At 67.6% G+C, this 22,157-nt stretch carries 21 protein-coding genes and 1 riboswitch; of the genes, 6 read left to right on the plus strand and 15 right to left on the minus strand.

All coding sequences use genetic code 11. The annotated features are described in order from the left end of the window. Window positions 1-3: 3 nt before the first annotated feature. From PJ250_RS17050 to trxB, 4 genes are all read right to left on the minus strand, one after another. Entirely contained in the window at window positions 4-1,131 is a 1,128-nt protein-coding gene (locus PJ250_RS17050; protein WP_271645781.1) for a GNAT family N-acetyltransferase, read from the minus strand. Next, window positions 1,131-2,423, minus strand: a complete 1,293-nt coding sequence (locus PJ250_RS17055) for a DUF2254 domain-containing protein (protein WP_271645782.1) — start codon at window positions 2,421-2,423, stop codon at window positions 1,131-1,133. The genes PJ250_RS17050 and PJ250_RS17055 overlap by 1 nt, the downstream gene beginning before the upstream one ends. A 99-nt stretch (window positions 2,424-2,522) precedes the next feature. Continuing rightward, window positions 2,523-3,422, minus strand: coding sequence for a metallophosphoesterase (locus tag PJ250_RS17060; RefSeq protein WP_271645783.1), 900 nt, complete (start codon window positions 3,420-3,422; stop codon window positions 2,523-2,525). A 28-nt stretch (window positions 3,423-3,450) separates the two neighbouring features. Further along, the gene (trxB, locus tag PJ250_RS17065; RefSeq protein WP_271645784.1) at window positions 3,451-4,404 is read right to left on the minus strand and encodes a thioredoxin-disulfide reductase; all 954 of its coding nucleotides are present in this window, start codon (window positions 4,402-4,404) and stop codon (window positions 3,451-3,453) included. A gap of 254 nt (window positions 4,405-4,658) precedes the next feature. On the opposite strand from trxB, the gene PJ250_RS17070 reads away from it, so the two are divergent. The 5 genes from PJ250_RS17070 (at window position 4,659) to crcB (ending at window position 11,851) form a co-directional block, all read left to right on the plus strand. Then, complete coding sequence (locus PJ250_RS17070) at window positions 4,659-7,025, plus strand: DNA translocase FtsK (protein WP_271645785.1); 2,367 nt, start codon at window positions 4,659-4,661, stop codon at window positions 7,023-7,025. 86 nt (window positions 7,026-7,111) lie between these two features. Further along, window positions 7,112-9,037 carry a DUF3857 domain-containing protein gene (locus PJ250_RS17075; RefSeq protein WP_271645786.1) on the plus strand — a complete coding sequence of 642 codons (1,926 nt, stop codon included), beginning with the start codon at window positions 7,112-7,114 and terminating at the stop codon, window positions 9,035-9,037. Between the two features lie 91 nt (window positions 9,038-9,128). Continuing rightward, complete coding sequence (gene lolA, locus PJ250_RS17080) at window positions 9,129-9,758, plus strand: outer membrane lipoprotein periplasmic chaperone LolA (protein ID WP_271645788.1); 630 nt, start codon at window positions 9,129-9,131, stop codon at window positions 9,756-9,758. A 189-nt stretch (window positions 9,759-9,947) separates the two neighbouring features. Then, window positions 9,948-11,246 (plus strand): replication-associated recombination protein A, encoded by a 1,299-nt coding sequence (locus tag PJ250_RS17085; RefSeq protein ID WP_271648685.1) that lies wholly within the window; start codon window positions 9,948-9,950, stop codon window positions 11,244-11,246. A gap of 15 nt (window positions 11,247-11,261) precedes the next feature. Next, window positions 11,262-11,333, plus strand: a riboswitch (Fluoride riboswitch). 113 nt (window positions 11,334-11,446) lie between these two features. Further along, window positions 11,447-11,851, plus strand: a complete 405-nt coding sequence (gene crcB, locus PJ250_RS17090; protein WP_271645790.1) for a fluoride efflux transporter CrcB — start codon at window positions 11,447-11,449, stop codon at window positions 11,849-11,851. A 48-nt stretch (window positions 11,852-11,899) separates the two neighbouring features. Here crcB and PJ250_RS17095 read toward each other — a convergent pair whose 3' ends face one another. The 11 genes from PJ250_RS17095 to PJ250_RS17145 all read right to left on the minus strand — a co-directional run bounded on the left by PJ250_RS17095 (window position 11,900) and on the right by PJ250_RS17145 (window position 21,464). Beyond that, a complete protein-coding gene (locus PJ250_RS17095; protein WP_271645791.1) occupies window positions 11,900-12,973 on the minus strand; it encodes an SAM-dependent methyltransferase in 1,074 nt (357 codons plus the stop codon). A 22-nt stretch (window positions 12,974-12,995) separates the two neighbouring features. Further along, window positions 12,996-13,778, minus strand: a complete 783-nt coding sequence (locus PJ250_RS17100) for a DUF1295 domain-containing protein (RefSeq protein WP_271645792.1) — start codon at window positions 13,776-13,778, stop codon at window positions 12,996-12,998. Beyond that, window positions 13,775-14,326 (minus strand): DUF2878 domain-containing protein, encoded by a 552-nt coding sequence (locus PJ250_RS17105; protein WP_271645793.1) that lies wholly within the window; start codon window positions 14,324-14,326, stop codon window positions 13,775-13,777. Before PJ250_RS17105 ends, PJ250_RS17100 begins: the two co-directional genes overlap by 4 nt. Beyond that, on the minus strand, window positions 14,326-15,561 hold the full coding sequence (locus PJ250_RS17110; RefSeq protein ID WP_271648686.1) for an SAM-dependent methyltransferase: 1,236 nt from the start codon (window positions 15,559-15,561) through the stop codon (window positions 14,326-14,328). The genes PJ250_RS17105 and PJ250_RS17110 overlap by 1 nt, the downstream gene beginning before the upstream one ends. A gap of 56 nt (window positions 15,562-15,617) precedes the next feature. Continuing rightward, a complete protein-coding gene (locus PJ250_RS17115) occupies window positions 15,618-16,493 on the minus strand; it encodes a DUF1365 domain-containing protein (protein WP_271645795.1) in 876 nt (291 codons plus the stop codon). Beyond that, window positions 16,490-17,737, minus strand: a complete 1,248-nt coding sequence (locus tag PJ250_RS17120) for an NAD(P)/FAD-dependent oxidoreductase (protein WP_271645796.1) — start codon at window positions 17,735-17,737, stop codon at window positions 16,490-16,492. Before PJ250_RS17120 ends, PJ250_RS17115 begins: the two co-directional genes overlap by 4 nt. Next, window positions 17,734-18,639 (minus strand): acyl-CoA desaturase, encoded by a 906-nt coding sequence (locus PJ250_RS17125; protein WP_271645797.1) that lies wholly within the window; start codon window positions 18,637-18,639, stop codon window positions 17,734-17,736. Before PJ250_RS17125 ends, PJ250_RS17120 begins: the two co-directional genes overlap by 4 nt. A 152-nt stretch (window positions 18,640-18,791) precedes the next feature. Continuing rightward, window positions 18,792-19,595 carry an anti-sigma factor gene (locus PJ250_RS17130; RefSeq protein WP_271645798.1) on the minus strand — a complete coding sequence of 268 codons (804 nt, stop codon included), beginning with the start codon at window positions 19,593-19,595 and terminating at the stop codon, window positions 18,792-18,794. A 2-nt stretch (window positions 19,596-19,597) separates the two neighbouring features. After that, window positions 19,598-20,167: a sigma-70 family RNA polymerase sigma factor gene (locus PJ250_RS17135; protein WP_271645799.1), complete on the minus strand. Its 570-nt coding sequence runs from the start codon at window positions 20,165-20,167 to the stop codon at window positions 19,598-19,600. An 82-nt stretch (window positions 20,168-20,249) separates the two neighbouring features. Next, window positions 20,250-20,630 (minus strand): DUF4345 family protein, encoded by a 381-nt coding sequence (locus tag PJ250_RS17140; protein ID WP_271645800.1) that lies wholly within the window; start codon window positions 20,628-20,630, stop codon window positions 20,250-20,252. A 96-nt stretch (window positions 20,631-20,726) separates the two neighbouring features. Continuing rightward, a complete protein-coding gene (locus tag PJ250_RS17145) occupies window positions 20,727-21,464 on the minus strand; it encodes a hypothetical protein (protein WP_271645801.1) in 738 nt (245 codons plus the stop codon). 159 nt (window positions 21,465-21,623) lie between these two features. Between PJ250_RS17145 and PJ250_RS17150 the strand changes: the two genes are divergently transcribed. Continuing rightward, entirely contained in the window at window positions 21,624-22,040 is a 417-nt protein-coding gene (locus PJ250_RS17150; protein WP_271645802.1) for a DUF4124 domain-containing protein, read from the plus strand. Window positions 22,041-22,157: the final 117 nt, after the last annotated feature.

A 22,157-nucleotide genomic window follows, 5' to 3' on the forward strand; every position in this document is an offset into this window, starting at 1 on the left:
CGGTCACGCCAGCGGCGAGCGGAACGGGGAGCGTTGTGCGAGGATCAGCGCGTGCTCGCGCACCGAGGCGTCCTCCTCGGCGCACCAGCGCGCAAGCGCCTCGCGAAAAGCCTCATCGCCGATCCAGTGGCGGCTGCGCACGAAGCTCGGCAAGAAGCCCCGCGCGATCTTGTGCACGCCCTGGGCCCCGGGTTCGAAGTGGGTCAGACCCTCGCGCAGGCAGTAGTCGATCCCCTGGTAGTAGCAGGTCTCGAAGTGCAGCCCGGCCAGGCTGGCGTCCGCGCCCCAGTAGCGGCCATAGAGGCTGTTCCCACCGCGCAGGCAGAGGGCGCCGGCAACCGGGCGCCCTTCGTACTCGGCCAGAAAGATCACCAGCGCACGCGGCATGCGCAGGGCCAGGGCCTGCAGGAATTCCAGGGTCAGCGCAGGCGAATTGCCGTACTCGTGGAAGGTCTGCAGGTAGAAGCCATACATCGCCTCCAGGTCGTCATCGCTGGCCTCGTCGCCGTGGACCACCCGGAAGCGCACGCCGGCGCGCGCCACCTTGGCCCGTTCCTGGCGGATGTTCTTGCGATGCTTGTGGTCCATTGCGGCCAGGAAGTCATCGAAGGTCCGCCAGCCGGCCGTATTGCGCCACTGGTACTGCACGTCGGTACGCGCCAGCCACTCGGCGCCGAACGCGGCGTCCTCGGCCTCGTTATAGAAGTTCACGTGCGCCGAGGACAGTCCGTGGCGCCCGACATGCGCCTGCATGGCCAGCAGCAGCGCCTGGCGCAGCGTTGGGGTGGGTGCGAGCAGGCGCGGGCCGGTCACTGGCGAATAGGGCACCGCGCACAGCCACTTGGGGAAGTAGTCCTGGCCATAGCGCGCATAGGCATGGGCCCAGGCATGGTCGAACACGAACTCGCCATGCGAGTTGGTCTTGAGATAGCCCGGTGCGGCGGCCACCAGCCGATCGCCTTCCCACAGGGTCAGGTGCTGCGGTGTCCATCCCCAATCAGTCCGCAGGCACCCGGTCTGTTCCAGGCCTGACAGGAAAGCGTGGTGGAGGAAGGGGTTGCTGCCGTCGTGCAGCGCATCCCACTGTGTCGCTTCAAGCCCGTCCAGCGCCCGGATCCAGCGTGCTTCCATCAAGACCGCTCCGGCGCCGCTGCCCCATGCGCCCCCGGTTCCACGCCGTTCTCCCGTGCCGCGACCTCCTGCAGGCGCTTGCGGTCCGGGGCAAAGTCCATGTGCTGCAGCGCCCGGTCCAGGGACAGGCCGGCATGGAGATGCGCCGACCGGCGCATGGGGGCGTAACCAGAGGCCGCCAGCGCCGCATAGGCCTTCTGCAGGCGAACCTGGACTTCGAGCGAGGTGGCCGCCTCACGTGAGATCAGTGGAAACACGTCGTCGAACATGTCGGTTTCGTCCAAGGGGGCGACGTGGACGCGGGGGTACTTCACCTCCGGCATCTCGCCCTGTGCGCACTTGCCTGCCCAGCCGGACAGCAGCCGCACGCAGGTGCCGACCACGTCGATGCAGGTGCCGGGGTCGTTGATCGCCGGGGACATCGCCCGCAGCGCGATCTCGGTCAGCACCACCAGGCCGTAGCGGGGATCGTTCTCGATCGTGCGTGCGTCGGCCAGGCTGATGGCGGCACGCAGCTGCTCGGTGAGTTCCTGATCGGGCTGGCCTTGGATATGGAGCAACGGACGGTCCGGGGTGGCGAAAGTGCCGGGCTGGCAGGCCACGTGCACGGTGAGGTCGTGTTCTTCGGCCAGGGCGTGCAGTCGCGCGGTATCGATGTGCTCCACATAGCCGACCTGGCGCGCGCCGATCGGCTGGGTGTCGGCGGGAAGGGCATCGAGGCAATGCATGCCGCCCAGCAGCGGGTCCTCCGCACGCCGCTGCATCGCTGCCCGCGTGGCGCGCTCGACCAAGTCCACGGTTTCGCCCATACGCCCGAAGCGCGAGAGCTGTTCGATCGAGCGCAGCAGGGTGACGGTGATCAGCACGATCACCACGATGGTGGCGCCGAACAGCACCAGCCGCCCACTGTCGCCGTAGATGCCCGTGCTGAGCGCAATCAGGCCGACGATGGAAAACAGGAAGGCGCCGATGAAGGTGGCCAGCGCCCCTTGCGCGCGCGTGTCCTCGATCAGCAGGCGCGCGGCGCGCGGCGTGGCACTGCTGGAGGCCGAGCCGTAAGCCGAGACCATGGTGGACAGGGAGAAGGTGGTCACCGTCAGCATCGAGGCGGCCAGGATGCCCAGGATGTTGCCGACCGAATCCGCGCCGATCTTGCCGGCCAGGCCGACGGGCAGCAGGAACTTCACGAAGGCACCGGCCAGCGCGGTCACCACGCCGAGCGCCCCGTAGAGCGTGGCGCGGAACCACATCCTGCGCGTGATCCTGGCCCAGGCCAGCTTCCACTTGGACATCATCGGGGCAGGGTGGACCAGCAGCGGAGACAGTCCACAGTATGCCCAGCCTCATCGCGAGCGGGGTGTAGAAGGTGGTGCTGCACGGAGTGGAAACGTCTAGGGACGCAGTTCGAGCAGGTCGATCACGGGAGGATCGAACAACCGCACCGGCAAGCCGCTCTCGCCCAGGCCGGAGGTCGTGTAGACGCGGATGCGTCCACGCGGGCCCGCATACCATTGCTCGCCCCGATCGAAGCCATGGCGCACCGGGAGCACCTGCCTGTACAGCCACGGGATCCGCAGTTGACCCCCGTGCGTATGTCCGGCCAGAAGCAACAGGTGTTCACGCGGCTGCAGGCGATCGGCGCTGTCCGGGCTGTGCGCAAGGACCAGCAGGGGCCGGCTGGACGGGATCCGGGCGAGAAAACCGGCATCGTCCTTGCCGGCCCAGCGATCTCCCAGTCCGGCAAGCTCGAACCCGTGCAACTGCGTCGTGCGTCCTTCGATCACCGCGACGCCCTGCGCGCGCAGGGCCGCACGCAAGGCTAAGTCGATCTCCGGACCAGGCTTTTGCTCATCGTGATTGCCCAGGACCGCGTAGGTCGGGGGCTTGAGGGCGGCCAGTGGCGCGAACAGGGTATCGAGCGACTGCCCCTGCGGTTCGTAGGTCAGATCGCCGGCGATCAACACCGCGTCGGCCTGCAGGGGATTGATCCGCGCCACGACGCGCCGCAGGAAGTCGGCGCCCTTGAACATGCCCAGGTGCGGATCGGCGATCAGCACGATGCGTGCCGCGCCGCCGGTGCCGTGCAGCACGGTGTGACGAACCACGATCAGGTTGGGCTCGGCAAACCGTGCCCACAGGAACAGCAGCGTGGCGGCGCATAGCCCTGCCAGGGCGACGCGCGTCTTGCGCTGCCTGCATCGCCACAGGCCAATGAGCAGCAGGGCGGCGGCCGGCCAGGCCAGCCAGCCGCCGTGGAGCACGGCCGCGCGCAGAACGTCGTGGGAATCCATTCCCAGCGAGATCACCGTGTGTTCCGGCTCAGGCGCCCTTGTCCAGAAAGCGCTCGGCGTCCAGCGCGGCCATGCAGCCGAAGCCGGCCGAGGTGATGGCCTGGCGGTAGTGCTGGTCGGCCACATCGCCGGCGGCGAACACGCCCGGCACCGTGGTCTGGGTGGCGTTGCCGTCCAGGCCCGACTGGATGGTCAGGTAGCCATTGTTCATGCCCAACTGGCCGTCGAACAGGCTGGTATTGGGCGTATGGCCGATGGCCACGAAGAAGCCATGCACCTTCAGGTCCTGGGTGCTGTCGTCCAGCACCGACTTGACCCGCAGGCCGGTCACCCCGGCCTCGTCGCCCAGCACCTCGTCCACCACGTGGTGCCACACCGGGACGATCTTGCCGGCGTCGATCTTGGCCTGCAGCTTGTCCTGCATGATCTTTTCCGCGCGCAGGGTGTCGCGACGGTGGACCAGATAGACCTTGTTGGCGATGTTGGACAGGTAGAGGGCCTCTTCCACGGCGGTGTTGCCGCCGCCGACCACGGCCACGTCCTGGTCGCGGTAGAAGAAGCCGTCGCAGGTCGCGCAGGCCGAAACGCCGCGGCCCTTGAAGGCTTCCTCCGACGCCAGCCCCAGGTACTTGGCCGTGGCGCCGGTGGCGATGATCAGTGCGTCGCAGGTGTACTCGCCCGAGTCGCCGGACAGCTTGAACGGACGCTGGGACACATCGGCGGTATGGATGTGGTCGAAGATGACCTCGGTCTCGAAGCGCTCGGCGTGGGCCTGCATGCGCGCCATCAGGTCCGGGCCCATCAGGCCGTGGGCATCGCCCGGCCAGTTGTCCACTTCGGTGGTGGTCATCAGCTGGCCGCCCTGCTGCAGGCCGGTGATCACCACGGGCTTGAGATTGGCGCGCGCGGCGTAAACAGCGGCGGTCCATCCGGCCGGACCGGAGCCCAGGATCAACAGGCGGCTGTGCTTGGAAGTGCTCATGTATACTCGAAATTTGTGGCGAAAAAGCGCGGAACGGACGCGAACAGGCCCGTTGTGCAGGCGCATAGAGTGGCGGTGCGGGCAGGACGAATCAAGGCGCGCCGATGGAATGCTCAGGCCGATCCGCTCGGATCGACGCGGCGTTCCGCCCTCGGCGGTCCGATCCCGTGCCAGGGCCATGACAGCACTGATTTCCCTTTCAGATTCGTTTAGTATCAAACACTAACGAAGTATTTCTGAGGTCGGATCCCAAGGTGGCAAAAGCGCTCCCGGAACGCGGCAAGTCAAAGGACGCCCCCAAGGCGCGCCGCAACACGCCGACATCGCCACCCAATCCCGGTCGCCAGCGCCTGTGGCGTGATCTGGCACTGATCGTGATTGCGCCGGTGCTGCTGTATCTGCTGGCGTGCCTGTTCACGTATTCGCCCCAGGATCCCAGCTGGTCCAAGGCCGGCAGCCTGACCACGCCGATCCACAACCTGGGCGGGCACGTGGGGGCGATGGTCGCCGACATGCTGTTGGGCTTCTGCGGCTACGTGGCGTTCGTGCTGCCGGTGATCCTGGGAGCCATCGCCTGGATCGCCCTGTTTGGCATGGACAAGGGCGAGCAGGGCGAGGCCGACCTGGGGCCGGCGCTGCGCCTGGTGGGGATGGTGGGCTTTTTGATTTCGGCGTCGGGTCTGCTGCATATGCGCGGCCTGGCGGCCAACGATTTTTCGGCGGGCGCGGGCGGCATCCTGGGCCGGTTGGTCGGTAACTCGCTGACCACGCTGTTCGGCGCGCTCGGCTCCAGCCTGTTCCTGCTGGCTCTGTTTCTGGTGTCGATCACCCTGGCGACGGGGCTGTCGTGGTTCGCGGTGATGGAGCGTATCGGGGCGGGGGTCGTGGCCCTGCCGGCGTTGTTGCGGCGGGGCAGCAAGCAGGCCGAGGACTGGCAGAAGACCCGCGCGATCCGCGAACAGCGCGAGGAGGTCCGCAAGGCCGACACCGTGGCCCGGGCCAAGCGCGAGCCGGTCAAGATCGAGGCCCCCGTTGCCGTGGTGGTCGAGAAGAGCGAACGGGCCAAGCGCGAGACCCAGATCCCGCTGTTCCACGGCACCGGCGCCACGGCCGACGGACTGCCGCCGCTGGCCCTGCTGGACGATCCCAAGCCGCAGGCCAAGGGCTATTCCGAGGAAACCCTGGAGACCCTGTCGCGGCAGATCGAGTTCAAGCTCAAGGATTTCCGCATCGACGTGCAGGTGGTCGGGGCCTATCCCGGCCCGGTCATCACCCGCTTCGAGCTGGAGCCGGCGCCGGGCGTGAAGGTCAGCCAGATCAGTTCGCTGGACAAGGACCTGGCGCGTGGCCTGTCGGTCAAATCCGTGCGCGTGGTGGACGTGATCCCGGGCAAGACCGTGATCGGCCTGGAAATCCCCAATACCAGCCGCGAGATGATCTATCTCTCCGAGCTGCTGCGCTCACGCGAGTACGACAAGTCCGCCAGCCACCTGACCCTGGCGCTGGGCAAGGGCATCGCCGGGCAGCCGACCGTGGCCGACCTGGCGCGCATGCCGCACCTGCTGGTAGCCGGTACGACCGGTTCGGGCAAGTCGGTGGCGGTCAACGCCATGGTGCTGAGCCTGCTGTATAAGGCCAGCCCGAAAGACCTGCGGATGCTGATGATCGACCCGAAGATGCTGGAGCTCAGCGTCTACGAGGGCATCCCGCACCTGCTGGCGCCGGTGGTCACCGACATGAAGGAGGCTGCCAACGGCCTGCGCTGGTGCGTGGCCGAGATGGAGCGTCGCTACAAGCTGATGAGCGCGGTCGGCGTGCGCAACCTGGCCGGCTTCAACAAGAAGGTCAAGGACGCTCTGGAAGCCGGGCAGCCGCTGATGGACCCGCTGTTCAAGCCCAACCCGGACCTGGACGAGATGCCACGGCAGCTGGAGCCGCTGCCCTTCATCGTGATCTTCATCGACGAATTCGCCGACATGATGATGATCGTCGGCAAGAAGGTCGAAGAACTCATCGCGCGCCTGGCGCAGAAGGCGCGCGCCGCCGGCATCCACCTGATCCTGGCCACCCAGCGCCCGTCGGTGGACGTGATCACCGGCCTGATCAAGGCCAACATCCCCACGCGCATCGCCTTCCAGGTCAGCTCCAAGATCGACTCGCGCACCATCCTCGACCAGTCCGGCGCCGAAACCCTGCTCGGCCATGGCGACATGCTGTACCTGCCCCCCGGCACGGCGATGCCGGACCGCGTGCACGGCGCCTTCGTCTCCGACGAGGAAGTGCATCGCGTGGTCGAGCACCTCAAGGCCAGCGGCCCGGTGGATTACATCGAGGGCGTGCTGGAGGAGGTCCAGACCATGGGCGACGGCGTGGTGGTCGGCGCGACCGGCCTGCCCGAGACCAGTGGCGGCGGCGGAGATGAAAGCGATCCGCTCTACGACGAGGCGGTCAAGGTGGTCACCGAAACCCGGCGTGCGTCGATCTCCGGCGTGCAGCGGCGGCTGAAGATCGGCTACAACCGCGCCGCGCGGTTGGTGGAAGCCATGGAGGCGGCCGGGGTGGTCAGTCCGCCCGAACACAATGGTGATCGCAGCGTGCTGGCGCCGCCGCCGCCACGGTGAACCTCGCCGACTTTGCATCCGTCCGGCCGGGAACCAAACCGGGGGCGCGGACTCCAATGCCGCTCCCCCGATCCGGAATCCCGCTCATGCGCCGACTGCTGATCCTGTGTTGCGTCTGGCTGTGCTGGCCAGCGCTGGCCCAGACCGGCGACGGCGAAGCGGGCAGGGCGCCCGCCGATGAAGCCAGCACCAATTTCAGCTTCGTCCGCTCCCTGGCCGACTACGTCGTCGCGCCCGATTACACCAGTACGCAGACCGACGAATACGAGATCCTGGTGCGGACCAAGGCTGGCGTGGATGCCTGGAGCCAAGTGCGCCTGAGCTACAGCGAGAAAATGGAGCGCCTGAAGGTCCTGGCCGCCTACACGGTGACCCCGGACGGCGTACGCCATGACGTGGCACCGGACCGCATCTACACGCAGGAAAGCTATTCCAGCGCCTCGGCGGCGATGTATGCCGACCGCAAGGTCAAGGTCATCGTCTTCCCGAACCTGGCGCCGGGCACGCGGCTGGTCTATCGCTACAGCACCCATCAGGTGCAACCGTACTTCCCGGGTTACTTCAGTCTGTGGGAGAGCTTCCCGCGGATGCAGCAGTTCGACCAGGCCAAGGTCACGCTGACCGCGCCGGCGGACATGCCGATGTTCCTGCACGCCACCGGGATGCAGGGCGGCGCGCGGACGGTGAAGGACGGCCAGGCCCATTGGACCTGGACCTATCGCAATCCCACGCCGATGGAGCCGCAGCCGTGGAGCGTGCCGGCCTGGGAATACAGCCCGGGGATCACGGCCAGCACCTTCCAGACCTGGGGGCAGCTGGGGCGGGCCTACCAGGTGGCCGCGGGCAAGGCCGCGCAGGTCACGCCCGCCATCCAGCGCCAAGCCGATGCGATCACGGCGGGGATCGACGACCGCCAGGGCCAGGCGCGGGCCCTCTACGAATGGGTCGCCACCCATATCCGCTACGTCGCGGTGTACCTGGGCAACGGCGGGCTGGAGCCCAACCCGGCCGACGCGATCCTGGCCAACCGTTACGGCGACTGCAAGGACCACACCGTGATCCTGGAGGCGCTGCTGGCGGCCAAGGGCATCGCCAGTTCGCCGGTGCTCATCGGTGCCGGCGGCGGTCCGGTCCTGCCGCCTGGCGTGGTGCTTGGGCGCTTCAACCATGCCATCACCTGGGTGCCCGAGTTCGGCCTATACCTGGACTCGACCGATCCTTATGCGCCTTTCGGGCAATTGCCTGCGTCCGACCTGGACGCGCCGGTGGTGCATACCGCCGATGGCCTGGTGGCGCGCACCCCGCCGAACGACCCTTCGCGCAGTGCCTACCGCGCCATCAGCACCTTCGATTACGACGACAAGGGGAATGTCAGCGGGCATACGCAGATCGATAGCGGTCCGACGGGGGAGATCGGCCTGCGTGGCACGTTCTCGCAACTGACCGTGCAGAACCGCCAGCGCATCGAAGACTCGATCATGGCCGGCTCGGGGCTGGACGGCCAGGGCCACCTGCAGTTGCGTGGCCGCGCCGACGACCTGGAGCATCCCTTTGGCTACGCGTTCGACTTCAGCGCGCGTGACGAGGTCGATTTCTCCACCGTCGGTGGCATGACCCTGCCCGACATGCCCGGTGCCGACTCCATGCGGGGCCTGTATGCCAAGGCCGTGGCCCCGACCAATCTCACGCCCTTCCAGTGCAACCAGACCCTGCGTGAGGAAACCTACGTGCTGCGCTTCCCGGACTCGGTGCCGATCATCGCCATCCCGCGCAGCGCCCATTACGCCAACGCGGCCGGACGCTACGAGGTGACCTGGACGCGGGACGGGCAGCAGATCACCGCCACCCACCGCCTGCAGCTCAACGCGATGCGCGGGCCGGATCAGCGTTGCCAGCCGCAGGACTACGCCGCGTTCCGTGCGCTCTACCAGGACGTGCGCCGCGGCTTCCGCGGGCAGGTGCTCTATGGCGACCTGTCCACGGTGCAGACGGCCTCCGGCGCGTCGCGCTGAACATCCGGACGCGTCCTGCCCGGGGATGGAATGCCGATTCAGGCACGCCGCGTCACACTTGGCACCGGAAATAACACGACAGGGGTTTCCCATGATTCGCACACTGCGACTGGCCGTTCTGGGAACGGTCCTGCTGGCCGGCACCGCCCTGGCCGGCGCGCGTGACCAGCTGACTACCTTCACCAGTGGCCTGAAGGGCCTGGATGGGCAGTTCACGCAGAAGGTCTACAACGGCAACGGCGGGCTCAAGGAACAGTCGAGCGGGCGCGTGGCGCTGTCGGCACCGGACCTGTTCCGCTGGGAATACGCCAAACCCTACGAGCAGCTCATCGTGGCCGACGGCAAGAAGGTCTGGATTTACGAGCCTGACTTGCAGCAGGCCACTGTGCGTGCGCAGGGCAACGAAGCCCAGACCAGCCCGCTGGCCGCGCTGATGAAGCCGGCCGAGCTGGACAGCAAGTTCGATGTCAGCCAGGGCCCGGACGAAGCCGGCCTGGAATGGATGACGCTCACCCCTAAGCGCAGCGACGACAGCAGTGGCTTCGAGGTGGCGCGCCTTGGCTTTGCCGATGGGCAGCTCAAGCGCATGGAGTTCACCGATGCGGTGGGACAGCGCACCGAGGTCGCCTTCAGTGGTTGGAAGCGCAATCCTTCCTTCCCGAGCGGGACCTTCCGTTACGCGCCGGGCAAGGACGTGGACGTGGTGGGCGACGTCAACTGACGCCGTCCAACGGCGGCGTGCTGGCGCGGGCGTCGTGAGCCTGCCGCGCCAGCAATCCGTCGGAATCGGCAGGCCGGGGCTGCCAGTTTCGACAGGGCATTTGCGGCGCCGCGATACAATGCCGGCGTGGCCAGAGCCAAGACCTTTCCCGATGACGCGCCCGACCTGCTGAGCGTGGACCGTAGCGCCATGCAGCCGCTGGCCGAGCGCATGCGGCCGCAGACGCTGGACGAGATGGTCGGTCAGCGCCGGCTGCTGGCGCCGGGCACTGCGTTGCGGCGTGCGGTCGAATCCGGCCGGGTGCATTCGATGATCCTGTGGGGGCCGCCGGGGTGCGGCAAGACCACCTTGTCCCTGCTGTTGGCCCAGTACGCCGATGCCGAGTTCAAGGCGATCTCCGCCGTGTTGTCTGGTTTGCCGGAGGTGCGCCAGGTGCTGGCCGAGGCCGCACATCGCTTTGCCCAGGGACGGCGCACGGTCCTGTTCGTCGATGAGGTGCATCGGTTCAACAAGGGCCAGCAGGACGCGTTCCTGCCGCATATCGAGCGCGGCACGATCCTGTTCGTCGGCGCGACGACCGAGAATCCCTCCTTCGAACTGAATTCCGCGCTGCTCTCGCGTTGCCGCGTGCACGTGATGGAGGCGGTCTCGCCGGCCGACATCGCCCAGGCGCTGCGCCATGCGCTGGGCGATGCCGAACGCGGCCTGGGCGGACAGGATCTGCGGATCTCCGACGAGGCCCTGCTGCAGATCGCCGGGGCGGCCGATGGCGACGTGCGCCGCGCGCTGACCCTGCTGGAAATCGCCGCGGAACTGGCGGTGGACGAGGGTGGCGAAATCACCGAGGCCACCCTGGTCCAGGTCCTGGCCGACCGCACGCGCCGCTTCGACAAGGGTGGGGAGCAGTTCTACGACCAGATCTCGGCACTGCACAAATCCGTGCGCAGCTCGAATCCGGACTCGGCCCTGTACTGGCTCACGCGCATGCTCGATGGCGGCTGCGACCGCGCCTACCTGGCCCGGCGGCTGACGCGCATGGCGATCGAGGACATCGGCCTGGCCGACCCGCGCGCGCAGCAGATGGCACTGGAAGCCTGGGACATCTACGAGCGCCTGGGCAGTCCGGAAGGCGAGCTGGCGCTGGCCCAGCTGGTGCTGTACCTGGCGGCCACGGCCAAGTCCAATGCCGGCTATTCCGCCTTCAACCTGGCCAAGGCCGAGGTACGCCAGACCGGGACCCAGGAGGTGCCGATGCACCTGCGCAACGCGCCGACCAAGCTGATGAAGGGCCTGGGCTACGGCGACGGTTACCAGTACGACCACGACGCCGAAGGCGGCATCGCCCTGGACCAGACCGGCTTTCCCGATGCGATGGGCGAGCGGGTCTATTACGAGCCGGTCGAGCGGGGCATGGAGATCAAGCTCAAGCAGAAACTCGATGCGCTGCGCGCGGCGCGGGCGCAGGCGCGGGCTGACAAGGGCCGCTGAGCGTCGGTATATTGCGCGGCCACAGGAGATGGCATTCCTCCTTGAACCGCCGGCGTGACCCGTCGTGCTGATGATGCCTGCCAACCCCCACGCCGGGGCGGCAGGCGCGTGCCCCGGCATTCCGATCCCAAGGAGACCGTCATGCCGCAACACGCTTCGCTTCTTCCGTCCTTCTCGTCGGTGTGTGTCGGGAGAAACGCATGAACCCCGCGATCTGGTGGCAACAGCTGGCGCTGGTGATGTGCGGCGGCGCGATTGGGGCCGCTACGCGATTCTGGGTGGGTGGGCAGCTTGTGCGGCACTTCGGCGCCGGGTTTCCATACGGCACGATGGCGGTGAATTTCCTCGGATCGCTGGTAGGCGGCTTCCTGCTGGTCTGGCTGGAGGATCGCGGACCGGCCGCGCTCTACCTGCGCGCCTTCCTCATCGTGGGAATCATGGGCGGCCTGACCACGTTCTCCTCGCTGATGATGGAGAGCCTGATGCTGCTGCGCGAGGGCCGCGGTCTTGCGGTGCTGGCCAACCTGGGCGTCAGCATTGCCGGCGGATTGCTGCTGGTCGGCCTGGGCGCGTGGTTGGCCATGCAGCTTCGTCCGGCCCCCTGATCCAGGGTCGCGTGGCGCCGGTGTCGCTGGACACCGGCGCTGGGCAGCTCAGCGCTTGAAGCGATAGTGGGCGACCATCCACTCATTGCCGCCCGAGTAACCGAACAGCTCCGCACAGGCCATCCAGAACATGCGCCAGCGCTGGTACCAGCGCCCGGCATCGGCCACGCCGTAGGTCTGGCGCATCAGGCCCATGACCTGGTCGCGATTGGCATCCTGCTTTTCCAGCCAGGCGTTGGCGGTCTTCTCGTAATGCGTGCCCGACAGCAGCCAGCGCTCCTCGATGGTCAGCTGGTCCTGGAACTTGAGCAGCGTATCGGCGGCTGGCATCAGCCCGCCGGTAAAGAAGTGTCGTCCCATCCAGTTGTCACTGCCCTCGGTCTCGAACAGATACAGCAGTTCGCGGTGGCAGAAGATGTGCACGAACAGCTTGCCGCCGGGCTTGAGCCAGCCGGCGACCTTGGACAGCAGCGCCTGGTAGTTGCGCATGTGCTCGAACATCTCGATCGAGATCACCCGGTCGAACATCTCGGCGGGCAATTGCAGGGCGTTGACGTCGGCGGTGATGACCTCGACGTTGAAGACGGCGCGCTCCCGGCAGCGGGCCTCGATGAAGGCTTTCTGCGAGGCCGAGTTGGAGACCGCCGTGATCATCAGCTGCGGATAGCGTTCGGCCATCCACAGGGTCATCGAACCCCAGCCGCAGCCCAGCTCCAGCACGCGGCTGGCATTGGCCAACTGGGCGTGCTCGCAGTACAGACGCAGCATCTTTTCCTCGGCCTGGGTCAGGTCGCGGGTCGAGTCGTCCCAGAAACAGGCGCTGTACTTGAGGTGCTTGCCCAGGCACAGGCGGAAGAACTCCGGCGGCAACTCGTAGTGTTGGCGGTTGGCGGCCTCGGTCTCGACCGCGATGGCGTCCTCGCGCAGGCCATCCAGCCAGGCCTGCTGACGCGCGAAAACGGCCTCCGGGCCGCCCTTGCGCTCGTCCTTGAGGCGTTGGGCGCACAGGCGGCGGATGCCCATGCGCAGCAGCGGGTCGGGCAGGCGGCCGGACTCGGCCAGGCGCGTGGCCAGGCTCTCGCGGGTGGGGGCTTGTTCGGTGAACGGGGTGGGTGCGGACATCGTCTGATTCTCTCCAGCTCGATCAACGTTTGGGTGGGCGCGGGAAGAAGGCGCTGGTCGTGCGCTGGTAACGCGCATAGTCCTCGCCGCGGCTGCGCAGTGATTGCGCTTCTGTGTATGGGATCCCGGTGACACGGTACAGAAAGGCCAGCATCAACGCCGGGCCGCACAGGCTGCCCAGGACCCAGCCCCAGGGCAGGCCGACGGCCAGGCACACATAGGCGAACCAGTGCAGCCATTCGAAGAAATAATTCGGATGACGCGAATAACGCCACAGCCCGTCCCGGCAGGTCTCACCTTTGTGAGCGGGGTCGCGCTTCCAGGCCGCCAGTTGGCGGTCGGCCAGGCTCTCACCCGCGACCGACATGGCCCAGATCAGGACACCCAGCGTGGTCCACAGGCTCCAGTCGCCGCGTGGGTTGTGGGCGACGATCCAGAACGGGATCGACAGCAGCACGATCATCAGCGCCTGGGCCAGGAAGAACAGCAGGAACTTGCCCTGGGCATCGTCCCAATGCTTGCGCAGGTACGCGTAGCGCCCATCCTCGTGTGCATCGCCGAACACGCGGGTGCCCAGGTGCCAGGCCAGGCGCAGGCCCCAGGCGCCGCCGAGCACGGCCACCAGCAGCCGGGGCAGCAAGGCTCCGTCGAGCAGCACGGCGTAGGTCATCGCACTGGCGGCCATGCCGAACGACCACACCACATCGACCACGCCCGCGTTGCGGGTGCGCAACTGCCAGGCCCATGCCAGCAGCATCAGCGCGACGGCGCCCAGGAAAATCCAGAGCAGGGGCCAGGCGTTCATGAGGGGCCCACCGGGTGGACGCGGGGGACGCGTGGCGTGTGCAGGGCTGCCATGGCCAGCACCCCGGTTGCCGCGGCCCAAAGCGCGCCGAGTGTCACCAGGCCGGCAAAGGTCGGGGCAGAGAATCGCACCGCATCGAATCCGCTCTGCGCGCCAAGGTAGGACACCGGTCCGCCGATACCCATGACCAGCACTGCCAGCGGCGGGCGACGCATCAGCCAGGCCAGCGAATGGCGAAGCGTGAGCGCCAGGCCCGCCCACAGCGCCAGGATCCAGGCCGGCGCCAGATGCGACCAGGGCAATGGCGCGGCGTAGTGCACCAGGCCACTGGCCGCCATCACCGAATCGACCAGGGCGCCCAGCAACACCGCCAGTCCCACCAACCCGGCCTCACGGCGCAGCGAACCGCCAAGGGCGACATGCACCAGGGCGAAGCCGGCCAGCGCCACCAGAGACGGCCACCACAGGCCGCGACCCGCACCCCAGACCGCGAAGAGCCACTGGGCCTGCAGCGCGAGATAGTTGACCAGATGGCGCGAGGTCGGCATCACACGTGCGCCAAGGCGTAGGGATACTGCGCCGCGCGCGCACCGGGCTTGGTGAGCCACAGGTGCACATCGCCGATGGAGCGCTCCAGGAAGCCCGCCTCGCAGTACACCAGGTAGAACTCCCACATCCGGATGAAGCGTGCGTCGTAACCCAGCGCCCGCACCTGGTCGAGCTTGCCCAGGAAGCGCTGGCGCCACGCACGCAGGGTCAGCGCGTAGCTGGGCCCGATGTCCTCCAGGTTGAACAGGCGCAGGTCGCTGGCGCGGGCGATGGCGCCGGTCATGGCCGCCACCGAGGGGATAAAGCTCCCCGGGAAGATATGCCGCTTGATGAAGTCCACCGAGTCGCGCGCCTGCGCGTAGCGGTGGTCTTCGATGGTGATGGCCTGGATCAGGGCCTGGCCGTCGGGGGCGAGCAGGTCGGAGACCTTGGCGAAATAGGTGTCCAGGTACTGATGGCCGATGGCTTCGATCATCTCGATCGAGACGACCCGGTCGAAGCAGCCCTCCAGATCGCGGTAATCCTGCATCAGCAGGGTGATGCGCTCGCCCAGGCCGGCGGCGGCGATGCGCTGGGCCGCTAGGTCGTGCTGCTCGCGCGAGATCGTGGTGGTGGTGACATGGCAGCCGTACTTGCCCGCCGCATGCAGGGCGAAGCCGCCCCAGCCGGTGCCGATCTCCACGACGCGATGCTCCGGGCCGAGCTGCAGCTTCTGGCAGATGCGGTCCAGCTTGCGGGTGGCGGCGGTTTCCAGCGACTCGTCGGCGTGTTCGTAGATGGCCGATGAGTACATCAGGTTCTCGTCCAGGAACAGCGAGAACAGCGGGTTGCCCAGGTCGTAGTGCGCGGCGATGTTGCGTCGGCTGCCGGTGCGGGTATTGCGTGACAGTGCGTGCAAGGCCTTCATCGCCACTGCGCCTACCCGCGCGGTGCCGCTGTCGAGCGCATCGAGCAGGTCGCGATTGCGCACCAGCATGCGCATCAGGGCGACCAGATCGTCGCAGTCCCACAGGCCTTCCATGTACGCCTCGCCGGCGCCGACGCTGCCGTTGAGTGCGGCCATGCGCCAGAACGCCGGGGCGTGGACGCGCATATGTGCCTGCAGCGGAGTGGCTCCTGTGGCATCGGGCTGGCCGAGCACGTGGACTTGGCCGGCGTCCTCCACCACCAGGCGGCAGCCGCGCAGGCCCGAGAGCGTGTCCAGCAGGCGGCGGCGCAGGATCCGTTCGGCCATCGAACCGCGCGCGGCCGGGGGCGTGGCGACGGGCGTGGTGGCGGCATCGATGCGGCTCATGGCGTGGGCCTCTTGTCGGGATGGTCGTGAACGGGGTTGCCGCGCAGCCACAGGCGCAGCGCATGCCAGTGGATCGCCAGGACGACCTGTACGGTCATCAACGGATAGCGCAGCAGGACGGCGGCCATCTCTGCGGAGCGCATCCGGCGACGCTGCAGGCTCAGCGTGGCATCGAACCGCTTCGGCGCGAGGTTTCCGGCGTGGTCCGGCCGGCAGAGGACATCCATGTGCACCCGCAGCGTCCCGGCCGGCAGCTCGAAACGCCATGCGTAGTCATGGTCCATGCCCATGAACGGGGACACATGGAAGGTCTTGTCGAAGCGCCAGGACAAGCGCGCCCCGTCCCGTTCGGCGGTCGAGGCGGGCAGCACATAGGTGTGGCGCTGCTTCCACGGCGTATTGGTGATCTGTGCGACCAGCGTCTCCAGGGTGCGGCCATCGGCGGCGAAGCAGTAGTAGAACGTCACCGGATTGAACACATGGCCGAACATGCGCAGATGGGTGAGCATCCGCACTGGACCGTCGGGGCGATGTCCGGTCTCAGTTTCCACGCAGTCGCGGACCGCCTGGTCCAGCGGCACGGACGGATCGCCCAGATAGTCCGAGCGGCGGAATTCGACCACGTTGCGTCGGCCCACCGACCACAGCCAACGCCGTGCGAACACACGGTCCAACTCGCCCAGGTCCAGATAGGCCATGAACAGCGGCCAGTTGAAGGCATGCGGCCTGGGCGCGTGGCGGCGATGCCGCACCTGGCCGACATACAGGGCGCTGGCCAGGCTTGCGTCGGACACGGTGCCCGCCGCAGCGACTCCACGGGAGAGCTCGTCTGTGTCGCGGCCGGAGCGCAAAGGGGCCCGCAGCTGGTTCATGGCCATGCCGCGCCCAACGCCCGGGCGACCTGGATACCGCTGCGCAGGCCGTCTTCATGGAAGCCAAACCCCCAGCCCGCACCGGCGTGCCACACATGACCGCGTCCCTGGATCTCCGGCAGCGCCGCCTGCGCGGTGACCGTGGCAGGGGTCTGGTGTGGATGGCGGTAGTGCATGCGCCGCAACACCTTGGTCGGGTCGATGTCGGCGGCCTGGTTGAGGCTGACGATAAAGTCCTGTGGCGCATCGAGCGACTGCAGGGCGTTCATCCAGTAGCTCACCGTGCACGGGGCGTCTGGTTGCGCGGGGACGCGCGCATTCCACGCCGCCCAGGCGCGTCGGTCGCAGGGCAGGACACGGCGGTCGGTGTGCAGCAGGGTCTCGTTGGACTGGTAGGTAATCCCGCCCAGCACCGCGCGCTCCTGGTCGTCGGCATCGGTCAGCAGGGTGAGTGCATCGTCGGCATGGCAGGCCAGGACGACCTCGTCGAATGCATGCTCCTCGGTGCCGGCATACAGCTGCACGCGGCCATCGATGCGGCGCACCTGCTGGACCGGACAGCCCAACTGCAGGTCCACCTTCCAGAGCCGGCGCAACGCATGCACGTACTGGCTGGAGCCGCCGCTGACCACGCGCCACGCCGGGCGGCCGGTGAGCTGCAGCATGTGGTGGTTGTCCATGAAGCGCACCAGGTGCTGCATGGGAAAATCGAGGATCGTCGAGGAGGGCGAGGACCACAGCGCCGAGGCCATCGGCACGATATGCGCGTCGCGGAACATCATCGAGTAGCCGCGCAGGGCCAGATAGTCCCCCAGGGTCGGACCGGGCGCAGGCTCGGCCAGGACGGCGGGGGCCTGCCGGTAGAAGCGCCGCAGGTCGGCCAGCATCCTCCAGAACGCGGGGCTGACCAGATTGCGCTTTTGGCAGAACAGCCCCGCCAGGTCGCCGGCGTTGTACTCCAGACCGGTGCGCGCATCACTGACCGAAAAGCTCATCGTGGTCGGCTGCGAAGCGACGTCCAGCTCTTCGAACAGCCGGCTGAGCAGCGGATAGTTGTCCGGATTGAACACGATGAAGCCGCTGTCCACCGCGTACTGGCGATCGCCCAGGACGATGTCGTGGGTATGGGTGTGCCCGCCGAGGTCATCGCCCGCTTCGAACAGCGTGACCGCGTGCTGGCGAGACAGGGCCCAGGCGGCTCCCATGCCGGCGATGCCGCCGCCGACCACGGCGATCCGGCTCATTGCCGGCTCCGCGAGGTCCTGACCAGCCCGGCGGGGACCGGCTTGAGATCTCGGACCAGGCCCAGCCAGCTCAGGAGCTTCAGCCCGTACCAAGTCAGGTCGACCTCCCACCAGCGGAAGCCCTGCCGGGCGGAGCCGGGGAAATAATGGTGGTTGTTGTGCCAGCCTTCGCCGAAGGTGAGCAGCGCCAGCATCCAGTTGTTGCGGCTGTCGTCGCGCGTGTCGAAGCGCCGCGACCCGAACCGATGCGACAGCGAATTGATGGTGACCGTGGCGTGGAACAGCACGATGGTGGAGACGAAGAAACCCCATACCAAGAGCTGCCAGCCGTTGGTCTCCAGGCCGGGCGCGGCGTCTTCCAGCCAGGCGCCCAGGGCAAATAGACCCAGGGCCAGCAGGACCGGCATCAGGATGTCAAAGCGGTCCAGGAAGCGCAGTTCCGGGAAGCGGCGAAGGTCGGGGATGGCGTCCCAGTTGGTGCGAAACCCGCGCGGGGTGAGGAACCACCCCATGTGGCTCCACCAGAACCCATGCTGGCCGGGCGAATGCGGATCGGCGGGCGTATCGGTGACCCGATGATGGTGTCGATGATGGGCGGCCCACCACAGCGGTCCGCGTTGCACGCTGCTGGCGCCGATCGCGGCGAACACGAACTGCACCGGCCGCGAGGTCTTGAATGCCTTGTGCGAGAAATACCGATGGTAGAAACCGGTGATGGCGAACATGCGTACCGCGTACAGCGCGACCGCCACTGCGACCGCAAACCAGGACGCCTCCACCCAGATGACCGCCAGGCAGGCCACATGCATCAGGGCGAAGGGCAGGGCGCGCAGCCAGTCGATACGGTCGGCGCCGGCCTCGTTCAACGTCGTTGGCCCGGCCGTGTCGAACCAGCGCACCACGCTGGCCCACCATCCTGTCGGCCGCGCGGGCAAGCGAGCCTGCGCGTTTAGGGAAGGGGCATTGAGCGGCGAATCCGGCACACAGGCTCCTTGGATGCCCTGGGGAATGCAACATGTACGACGGCCGCGCGCGTTCGGATGCAGTCCGGCCGTCAGGGACTGAGAGCAAGCGCCGTGATACCACCCTTGGCCACGACCGCACCGGTGGCCACGCCGCCGGGCGCGCCGCCCGGCGGTTCCATGGTCACCGCCAGCAGGGCGTCGGTACTGAGCAGATCCCGCAGGCGGGCAGGCAGGGTGTGCTGCTGCGGATGGTCCGGATCGAGCAGGCCCATGGAGATGGCCTTGCCGCCCTTCGGGATGATCCACAATTCGGGCACGCGGCCCGGCTCACGAGCCGGGTGCATGGGCATGATCGTCATGCGTCCGCTGCGGGTATCCATCGTGGCCACATAGCCGGTCTGTCCGTCGTCGCTGGCCAGCGAGGCGACCATCTGCGGGATCGGCTGAGCGGGCGGTGTCGGCGCCTGCTGCGCGACCGGAGGCGTTGCGGTCGGGGGTGCCTGGCGCAGGAGCGAGACCAGGGCCAGCACCGCCACCATCGCCGTGGCCAGCCCGCCAATGCCAACGCCGCGCCACAGCCCAAGATTGTTCCAGAAGCCGGTGCGCGGCGATGATGCGGTGGCATGTCCGCCTCTGTCAGGCGCCGGTTGCAGCAGCCCCAGCGCGCTGCCGATACGGATCCAGAGATAGTCGGGCACCTCGATCGGCGCCACCTGGTCGACCAGCGGGGCAAGATGTTGCTCCCATCGCTGCACGTCGGCGGCGAAGGCGGGATCCTGTTCAACCCGCGCGCGGGCGGCGGCATGCGCCTGCGGCTCCAGCACACCGAGCACGAACTCGCCGGCCAGGACCGATTCGCCAGGCGGATCCTGCTCGATGGTGTCAGGGGTCATGTTCATCGTTCCAGGCACGCCTTGAGCTTGGCCAGGCTGCGGCGGATCCAGCTCTTGACCGTCCCCAAGGGCGTGCCGCTGCGGGTGGCGAGTTCTTCGTAGGTGCTGCCTTCGAAGAAGGCGGTGCGCACCAGGAGTCGACGGCGCGGCTCCAGCTCTTCCAGGCAGACGTCCAGGCCGTGGGCGTCCTGCGCGGCCTCGGTCACCTGATCGGCCCGCGGCGCGCCGTCCACCAGTTCCGGGCCAAGGTCGATCGGGATGGCGCCGCGCTCCATGCGCGAGGCGCGCAGATGGTCGATCGCACGGTTGCGGGCCATCATCGCCATCCAGGTCAGGCCGCTGGCCTTGGCCGGATCGAACTGGCCGGCCTTGCGCCAGACATTGCTGTAGACCTCCTGCAGCACGTCCTCGGCTTCGCTGCGCTGGGACAGCAAGCGCATGCAGACCGCGAACAGCCGTGGCGAGGTCATGCGATAGAGACGTTCAAAGGCGACCCCGTCGCCGCGTGCCGTGGCCAGCAACAACTGGTCGGCTTCGTCGGCAGCCCGGCTGCGCTCGGTGGAGTCCGCCATGCGGTGTTGGCCTTGTGAGGTCGTGGTGGCTTGTGGGTTCCGCGATCCTACAGAAATCACCGTCAACCCCGCCTCGACATCTTCATGTGTGCTTGTTGCGCCATCGCAGGAACAGGGCCAGGCCGGAGAGGAACAGCACCCATTCGGCCGCGGCCAGCCCGATGGTCGTGGACTCCAACGGCCCATAACGGCTGATCGCGTAAGCCCGCCAGGCCACGATGGGTGCGTAGAACACCATCCCCAGGACCAGTCCGTTGCGTGGCTGCCGGCTGACGGCGAAGTAAGCAAAGAGGACGCCGATCCCGAATTCCATGCCGCCATAGACCGCCAGGAACTCGGTCTGGCCAGACGGCGTGAGCGCGGTGAAACCCACCGCATGGGCAGTGGCATCAGGCGCGACCGTGCACCAGATGGCCAGGCCGATGTAGAGCAGGGCGTTGAGCCACAGGTAAACGTTGACCATGTCGATCCTCCCAATGAAAGCTGACGCGAAGGCCGCATCAGCGGCTGATACGCCTGCGATGCGTGAGGCGCGGTGTCACGGGCGATTGGCGCAAGCCTACGCGGCACAGGTGCTCACCAGTGGCATGGAGGATGCTTCCTGCATCTGGGCCTGGGTCGCGGTGCCAACCGTGTTGGCCGGAAATTCGATCCGGACCTTGGGATAGCGGCCCTTGGCATCGCGGATATTGCCGACGCCTTCGAAACGCAGCAGGCGGCGGCTGTCATTGTCGTAAGTGACGGTGATGCTGGGTGCGATGCCGCCGTACCACGCGTCCAGGGTCAATCTGAATTGGCGGGTCCGGTCCTTGGCGGCGCCCGCCGCGATGCGCAGGTCCAGGTTGGCCTGCCGCGCGGGCACCAGAAATGCGATCCGGGTGTCCTGGTCCTTGGCCAGCGCCGTCCAGTGGTCGCGCACGTAGCGGTCGAAGCCCGCATCGATGACCTGGGCCGAGGCGCGCGGCAGCACCGCGGAGCGCTCCTTGCCGTCGGTGGCGCTGAAGACCTTTCGTGCGCTGCCGTGGCCACGCACGCCTTCGCGATATCGGGACCGTGCGTCGACCAGCTCGAAATCCGGTGCCGCGCTGCCGTCGGACACCCGCTTGCGCGCGAAGGGCTGGCCGTTTGGGCAGCGATAGAGCACGGTGCGTTGGCCGCCTTCGCCAATCCAATGCGATTCGGTGTACAGCATCCTGCCCGAGGCCGCGTACGCCTTGCCTTCGTAATGCGTGACGCCGGGCACGGCCGGGTCGGCCGCGGCCACCAGCGTCAAGGCGAGCGCTGTCAGCTTGAACATGTCCCACCTGTGCGATCTGCGATGCCCTGCTTACGCAGCCGGCGTCGGCTTGGATGCAGCCGGGCGGTTGTCTGACCCGCCGGCAGGCCTGGCCCCGATGGCGCGTTGGCGTCCTCGCCCTGAAGCTGGCAGCACCCAGGCGTGCAAAGGAGTGCCGCGATGAAGATGCTGCTGATCGTCGGGCTTTGCCTGATGGCCGGACATGGCGCTGCGCAAACGGTCTACAAATGTCGCCACGCGAACGGCGAAGTGGTCTACCAGTCCGCGGTCTGCCCGGGATTCACCGAGAAACAATGGACGGCCACTCCAGCGCCTGCAGCAGGAAGCGGCGCCTCCCTGGCGCGTGCAGCGGCCGAACGCAGCATCGAGCGCGACCGCCAGTCCCTGAAGGACAGCAACCGCGCCGCCCCCGTGCGCCCAGGCCGTCACGCCAAGATGCGCGCCACGCGCAGGGCGCCCACTGCATGTGAACGCGCACGCCTCGCACGCGCAGCCGCGCACGAGCGGCGTGGCGTGCGCTGGTCCTTCGACGATGCCTCGAGGTCCGATGCGCGGGTGTTCAAGGCTTGCCGATGAAACCTGGCCATGATTTGACTGGCTTGATCATCGCGACGCGACGCACCCGATGGCCAGAGCCTCAGACGCCGGCCCGTTGGACAGCGTCGCTGCGGCGGGCCGGTCATTGCGTCCAGG

This window comes from Pseudoxanthomonas sp. JBR18, assembly GCF_028198165.1.
Taxonomy (GTDB): Bacteria; Pseudomonadota; Gammaproteobacteria; order Xanthomonadales; family Xanthomonadaceae; genus Pseudoxanthomonas_A.

Excerpts from the sequence above, each read along its gene's own strand:
- PJ250_RS17130 (WP_271645798.1), bottom strand. The coding sequence starts at position 19,595 with ATGACCCCTGACACCATCGAGCAGGATCCGCCTGGCGAATCGGTCCTG.
- PJ250_RS17095 (WP_271645791.1), bottom strand. The coding sequence starts at position 12,973 with ATGTCCGCACCCACCCCGTTCACCGAACAAGCCCCCACCCGCGAGAGC.
- PJ250_RS17085 (WP_271648685.1), top strand. The coding sequence starts at position 9,948 with ATGCAGCCGCTGGCCGAGCGCATGCGGCCGCAGACGCTGGACGAGATG.
- PJ250_RS17055 (WP_271645782.1), bottom strand. The coding sequence starts at position 2,423 with ATGTCCAAGTGGAAGCTGGCCTGGGCCAGGATCACGCGCAGGATGTGG.
- PJ250_RS17060 (WP_271645783.1), bottom strand. The coding sequence starts at position 3,422 with ATGGATTCCCACGACGTTCTGCGCGCGGCCGTGCTCCACGGCGGCTGG.
- lolA (WP_271645788.1), top strand. The coding sequence starts at position 9,129 with ATGATTCGCACACTGCGACTGGCCGTTCTGGGAACGGTCCTGCTGGCC.
- trxB (WP_271645784.1), bottom strand. The coding sequence starts at position 4,404 with ATGAGCACTTCCAAGCACAGCCGCCTGTTGATCCTGGGCTCCGGTCCG.
- PJ250_RS17120 (WP_271645796.1), bottom strand. The coding sequence starts at position 17,737 with ATGAGCCGGATCGCCGTGGTCGGCGGCGGCATCGCCGGCATGGGAGCC.
- PJ250_RS17075 (WP_271645786.1), top strand. The coding sequence starts at position 7,112 with ATGCGCCGACTGCTGATCCTGTGTTGCGTCTGGCTGTGCTGGCCAGCG.
- PJ250_RS17145 (WP_271645801.1), bottom strand. The coding sequence starts at position 21,464 with ATGTTCAAGCTGACAGCGCTCGCCTTGACGCTGGTGGCCGCGGCCGAC.
- PJ250_RS17100 (WP_271645792.1), bottom strand. The coding sequence starts at position 13,778 with ATGAACGCCTGGCCCCTGCTCTGGATTTTCCTGGGCGCCGTCGCGCTG.
- PJ250_RS17115 (WP_271645795.1), bottom strand. The coding sequence starts at position 16,493 with ATGAACCAGCTGCGGGCCCCTTTGCGCTCCGGCCGCGACACAGACGAG.
- PJ250_RS17105 (WP_271645793.1), bottom strand. The coding sequence starts at position 14,326 with ATGCCGACCTCGCGCCATCTGGTCAACTATCTCGCGCTGCAGGCCCAG.
- PJ250_RS17140 (WP_271645800.1), bottom strand. The coding sequence starts at position 20,630 with ATGGTCAACGTTTACCTGTGGCTCAACGCCCTGCTCTACATCGGCCTG.
- PJ250_RS17150 (WP_271645802.1), top strand. The coding sequence starts at position 21,624 with ATGAAGATGCTGCTGATCGTCGGGCTTTGCCTGATGGCCGGACATGGC.
- PJ250_RS17135 (WP_271645799.1), bottom strand. The coding sequence starts at position 20,167 with ATGGCGGACTCCACCGAGCGCAGCCGGGCTGCCGACGAAGCCGACCAG.
- crcB (WP_271645790.1), top strand. The coding sequence starts at position 11,447 with ATGAACCCCGCGATCTGGTGGCAACAGCTGGCGCTGGTGATGTGCGGC.
- PJ250_RS17050 (WP_271645781.1), bottom strand. The coding sequence starts at position 1,131 with ATGGAAGCACGCTGGATCCGGGCGCTGGACGGGCTTGAAGCGACACAG.
- PJ250_RS17110 (WP_271648686.1), bottom strand. The coding sequence starts at position 15,561 with ATGGCCGAACGGATCCTGCGCCGCCGCCTGCTGGACACGCTCTCGGGC.